Annotated in this window: 3 protein-coding genes and 2 pseudogenes; 4 read left to right on the top strand and 1 reads right to left on the bottom strand. The window is 71.7% G+C overall.

Annotated features, from left to right (window positions below; genetic code table 11):
• Nucleotides 1-670, top strand: a pseudogene (locus G3I40_RS38265) (amino acid deaminase); the annotation flags it as partial.
• 192 nt (nucleotides 671-862) lie between these two features.
• Nucleotides 863-2467: a D-aminoacylase gene (locus tag G3I40_RS38260; RefSeq protein WP_164559425.1), complete on the top strand. Its 1605-nt coding sequence runs from the start codon at nucleotides 863-865 to the stop codon at nucleotides 2465-2467.
• A 31-nt stretch (nucleotides 2468-2498) separates the two neighbouring features.
• On the opposite strand, the gene G3I40_RS38255 is transcribed toward G3I40_RS38260, so the two are convergent.
• On the bottom strand, nucleotides 2499-3116 hold the full coding sequence (locus G3I40_RS38255) for an alpha-ketoglutarate-dependent dioxygenase AlkB (protein ID WP_203645537.1): 618 nt from the start codon (nucleotides 3114-3116) through the stop codon (nucleotides 2499-2501).
• Between the two features lie 253 nt (nucleotides 3117-3369).
• On the opposite strand from G3I40_RS38255, the gene G3I40_RS38250 reads away from it, so the two are divergent.
• Together G3I40_RS38250 and G3I40_RS38245 are read left to right on the top strand one after the other, a co-directional pair.
• Nucleotides 3370-4581 carry a pyridoxal phosphate-dependent aminotransferase gene (locus G3I40_RS38250; protein ID WP_164559423.1) on the top strand — a complete coding sequence of 404 codons (1212 nt, stop codon included), beginning with the start codon at nucleotides 3370-3372 and terminating at the stop codon, nucleotides 4579-4581.
• A gap of 123 nt (nucleotides 4582-4704) precedes the next feature.
• Nucleotides 4705-4932 (top strand): annotated as a pseudogene (locus tag G3I40_RS38245) (hypothetical protein); the annotation flags it as partial.

Raw genomic sequence — 4932 nt, 5'->3', positions numbered from 1 at the left:
CTCGACGCTGCGGCTCGTCGGCGTCGCCGGCTACGAGGGCGAGGTCCCGCAGGCCGACGGCGACCGGGTCCGCGCCTGGCTGCGCCGGCTCGTGGCGCTCGCCGCCGACTTCGACAAGGCGGGCCGCTTCGCGGGCCTCGACGAGATCCTGGTCAGCGCGGGCGGCAGCGCCTGGTTCGACGCCGTCGCGGACGTCTTCGCGGAGATTCCCGAACTGACGGCGCCCGTCCTGAAGTTGCTGCGCTCCGGCGCGTACGTCTCGCACGACGACGGCCACTACCGCCACCTCACGCCCTTCAACCGGGTCCCGGAGGAGGGTGCGCTGCACCCGGCCTTCCGGCTGTGGGCGCAGGTCGTCTCGCGGCCGGCGCCGGGGCAGGCGTTCACGAACGCGGGCAAGCGGGACGCCGCCTACGACCTCGACCTGCCCGAGGTCCAGGTCGTACGGGACGCGCGTACAGGTTCCCTCCGGGACGCGGCCGGGATCGCGGTGACCGGGCTGTCCGACCAGCACGGGTGGGTCCGTACGGAGTCCGGGGCCGATGTCGAGGTGGGCGACTGGCTCGGGATGGGTCTTTCGCACCCGTGCACGTCGTTCGACAAGTGGCAGCTGATTCCGGTGGTGGAGGCCGACGGCACCGTCGTGGATTACGTGCGGACCTTCTTCTGACCGTCCGGTGGGGCTGGTCGCGCGGTTCCCCGCGCCCCTGAAATGCAGGCGCTGCGCGCCGCATTTCCCCGATGAAGGCTGAGCGGCGAAGCCGCTCGCCTTCAGGGGCGCGGGGAACTGCGCGAGAAGCCCCCACCGGACGTGCACCCGCCCACCGACCCGACACCAACCCGGACAGCAGAGAGGGCCACCATGGACCTGGTCATCAAAGACACCCGCGTGATCGACGGCACCGGCGGCGCCTCCTACCGCGCCGACGTCAAGCTCGCCGAAGGCCGCATCACGGAGATCAGGGCCGAGGGCCAGGGTCCGCGCCCCACCGCGGCGCGGACCGTCGAGGCCGACGGCCTCGCCCTGTCCCCCGGGTTCATCGACATGCACGCGCACAGCGACCTCGCCCTGCTGCGCGACCCGGACCACAGCGCGAAGGCCGCCCAGGGCGTCACTCTTGAGGTCCTCGGCCAGGACGGCCTGTCCTACGCCCCCGTCGACGACCGCACCCTGGCCCAGGTCCGCCAGGCGATCACCGGCTGGAACGGCGACGGCAGCGACATCGACTTCGACTGGCGCACGATCGGCGAGTACCTGGACCGCCTCGACCGGGGCATCGCGGTCAACGCCGCCTACCTCATCCCCCAGGGCACGGTCCGCATGTACGCCGTCGGCTGGGACGACCGCGACGCGACCCCGGCCGAGCTCGACCACATGAAGCGGCTGGTCGCCGAGGGCATGGAGCAGGGCGCCGTCGGCATGTCCTCGGGGCTGACCTACACGCCCGGCATGTACGCCAAGGACGCCGAACTGACCGAGCTGTGCCGGGTGGTGGCGTCGTACGGCGGCTACTACTGCCCGCACCACCGCAGTTACGGGGCCGGGGCGCTGGACGCGTACCGCGAGATGGTCGAGCTCACCCGCACCGCGGACTGTGCCCTGCACCTCGCGCACGCCACCATGAACTTCGGCGTGAACAAGGGCAAGGGCGTCGATCTGCTCGCCCTGCTCGACGAGGCGATCGCGGGCGGCGCCGACATCAGCCTGGACACCTACCCGTACACCCCCGGCGCGACGACTCTCGTGGCGATGCTGCCGAGTTGGGCCAACGAGGGCGGCCCCGACGCCACCCTCGTGCGGCTCAAGGACGACGGGACGGCCGAGCGCATCCGTCACCACGTCGAGGAGATCGGCGCCGACGGCTGTCACGGCGTCCCGATCGAGTGGGACAAGATCGAGGTGTCGGGCGTCTCCGACCCCGGCCTCGCCTCCTGCGTCGGCAAGACCATCGCGCAGGCCGCGGCCGAGCGCGGCGAGGCCCCCTGGATCACGGCCCGTCGTCTGCTGGTCAACGACAACCTCGGCTCGACGATCCTCCAGCACGTCGGCCACGAGGAGAACGTCCGGGCGATCATGCAGCACCCGGTGCACACCGGCGGCAGCGACGGCATCCTGCAGGGGTTCAAGCCGCACCCGCGCGCGTACGGCACGTTCCCGCACTACCTCGGCCACTACGCCCGCGACCTCGGCGTCATGTCGCTGGAGGAGACGGTCGCGCACCTCACCTCCCGCCCGGCCGCCCGGCTGCGGCTACCCGACCGGGGCCTGGTCCGCGAGGGCTACCGCGCCGACCTGGTCCTCTTCGACCCGCAGACGGTGGCCGCGGGTTCCACGTTCGAGGCCCCGCGCACGCTTCCGGTCGGCATCCCGCACGTCCTGATCGACGGGAAGTTCGTGATCGAGGACGGGCGCCGCACGGACGCCCTCGCGGGCCGTTCGGTACGCAGGACGCCCTCGGCCGCCTGACCCGGCGTCCCGTCCACGGGGCGGGGTGCGTTCAGCGCACCCCGTGCGGACGGAACTGCACGCTGATCCGGGGACCGGCCGCCCGTGCCGACTTGGGGATGGCGTGCTCCCAGGTGCGCTGGCAGGAGCCGCCCATCACGATGAGGTCGCCGTGCCCGAGGGCCCGTCGCACGCCCGGGCCGCCGCCCACGGGCCGCAGGACGAGATCGCGCGGGGCCCCGACGGAGACGATGGCGACCATGGTGTCCTCCTTGGCCCCGCGCCCGATCCGGTCGCCGTGCCAGGCGACGCTGTCCCGTCCGTCGCGGTAGAAGCACAGCCCGGCCGTGGTGAACGGCTCCCCCAGCTCCTCGGCGTAGTGCCCGGACAGGGCGTCGCGGGCCTCGCCGAGCACGGGGTGCGGCAGCGGTTCGCGGGACCCGTAGAACTTCAGCAGCCGGGGCACGTCGACGACGCGCTCGTACATCTGGCGCCGCTCGGCCTTCCACGGCACCTCGTCGGCGAGGTGCCCGAACAGTGCGTCGGCCCCGCGCAGCCATCCCGGCAGCACGTCGATCCAGGCCCCGTCCCCGAGCACGGCGCGCCGCACCCCGGCGAGGTCACCGAGCGCGGTCTCCTCGGCCTGGTCGAACAGCGATCCCTGCAGCATGCCGTCCACCGTACCGAACAATTAGAACGTACGCTCGATTAGCCACGCGGGCCCGACCGGGGCAGCCGGCCCGAGTGGCCCATCTCACCTGCCCCGCCCGGCCGCGCATCCAAGCCGCATCCGGGCCCCGCGCCCGGCATTCTCAGGCGCACGGCACCCCGCGCCCTCGCATCCGCGACCGGACCGGCGCGCCGCCGCCCGGGCGGCGGCAAACAGGGCGCGCCCGGCGGAAACACGGTCGTAAGGTCTGACCATGCAGCTCATCCAGTCGACCAAGCTCGCCAACGTCTGCTACGAGATCCGGGGTCCGGTGCTCGAGGAGGCGATGCGGCTGGAAGCGGCGGGCCACCGGATCCTGAAGCTGAACACGGGGAACCCGGCGGCGTTCGGCTTCGAGTGCCCTCCCGAGATCCTGGAGGACATGCTGCGCAACCTCGGCGACGCCCACGGCTACGGCGACGCCAAGGGGCTCCTCGCGGCCCGGCGCGCGGTGATGATGCACTACCAGACCCTCGGCGTGGAGACCGACGTCGAGCACGTCTTCATCGGCAACGGCGTCTCCGAGCTGATCGTGATGGCGATGCAGGGGCTGCTCGACGACGGCGACGAGGTGCTCGTCCCGGCCCCCGACTACCCCCTGTGGACGGCGGCCGTCTCGCTCTCCGGCGGCACGGCCGTGCACTACCGCTGCGACGAGCAGTCGGACTGGATGCCGGACCTGGCGGACGTGGAGCGGAAGGTCACCGACCGCACCAAGGCCCTCGTCATCATCAACCCGAACAACCCCACCGGCGCCGTGTACAGCGACGAGATGCTGCGCGGCCTGACCGACATCGCGCGCCGCCACAACCTCCTCGTCTGCTCCGACGAGATCTACGACAAGATCCTCTACGACGGCGCGACGCACACCCCGACCGCGGCCCTCGCCCCGGACGTGCTCACCCTCACCTTCAACGGGATGTCGAAGGCGTACCGCGTGGCCGGTTACCGGGTGGGCTGGATGGCGATCTCCGGGCCGCGCGCGCACGCGGAGTCGTACATCGAGGGCCTGACGATCCTCGCGAACATGCGCCTGTGCGCGAACATGCCGGGCCAGCACGGGGTCGTCGCGGCGCTCAGCGGCCGCCAGACGATCAATGACCTGGTGCTTCCGGGCGGGCGGCTGAAGGAGCAGCGGGACGTGGCGTACGAGCTGCTGACGCAGATCCCGGGCGTCAGCTGCGTCAAGCCGAAGGGCGCCCTGTACCTCTTCCCGCGCCTCGACCCCAAGGTCTTCAAGGTCAAGGACGACCGGCAGATGGTGCTCGACCTGCTGCGCTCCGAGAAGATCATGGTGGTGCACGGCACCGGCTTCAACTGGCCGGAGCCCGACCACTTCCGGGTCGTGACGCTGCCCTCGACGCGGCAGCTGACCGAGGCGGTCACCCGGATCGGGAACTTCCTGGACGGCTACAGCCAGCCGTAAGCCGCCTCCCCGGGCCCTCCCGTCCTCCGGGCTCCCCTTCTTTGGACAGGTTCTAACTTAGACAAGTTCTAAGGTACGATAGAGGCCAAGCCGAGTCGTTCTGCCTGCCTTGGAGGCCCCCGGATGTACGAGCCGATCCGTACGAAGTCGGTCCACACGGTGGCGGCCGACACCGATTTCCCGCACCGCTCCCGCGAGGAGGAGCTGGACATCCAGCTCTCCGGGCATCTGGCCGCGCTGCTCGCCCTCACCGACGAGCTGCGTCACCTCACGCCGAGCGCGGAACTGGACGAGGCGGCCGAGGCGCTCTCCGCCCAGGTCGCGCGGCTGCGCGGCGGCCCCGCGCCGGTG

Origin of the sequence: Streptomyces sp. SID14478 (assembly GCF_010548525.1) — a bacterium.
In the GTDB taxonomy this organism is placed as follows: domain Bacteria; phylum Actinomycetota; class Actinomycetes; order Streptomycetales; family Streptomycetaceae; genus Streptomyces.
Note: the sequence above shows the minus strand (reverse complement) of the source record. Positions and strands in the feature narration are given on the sequence as shown.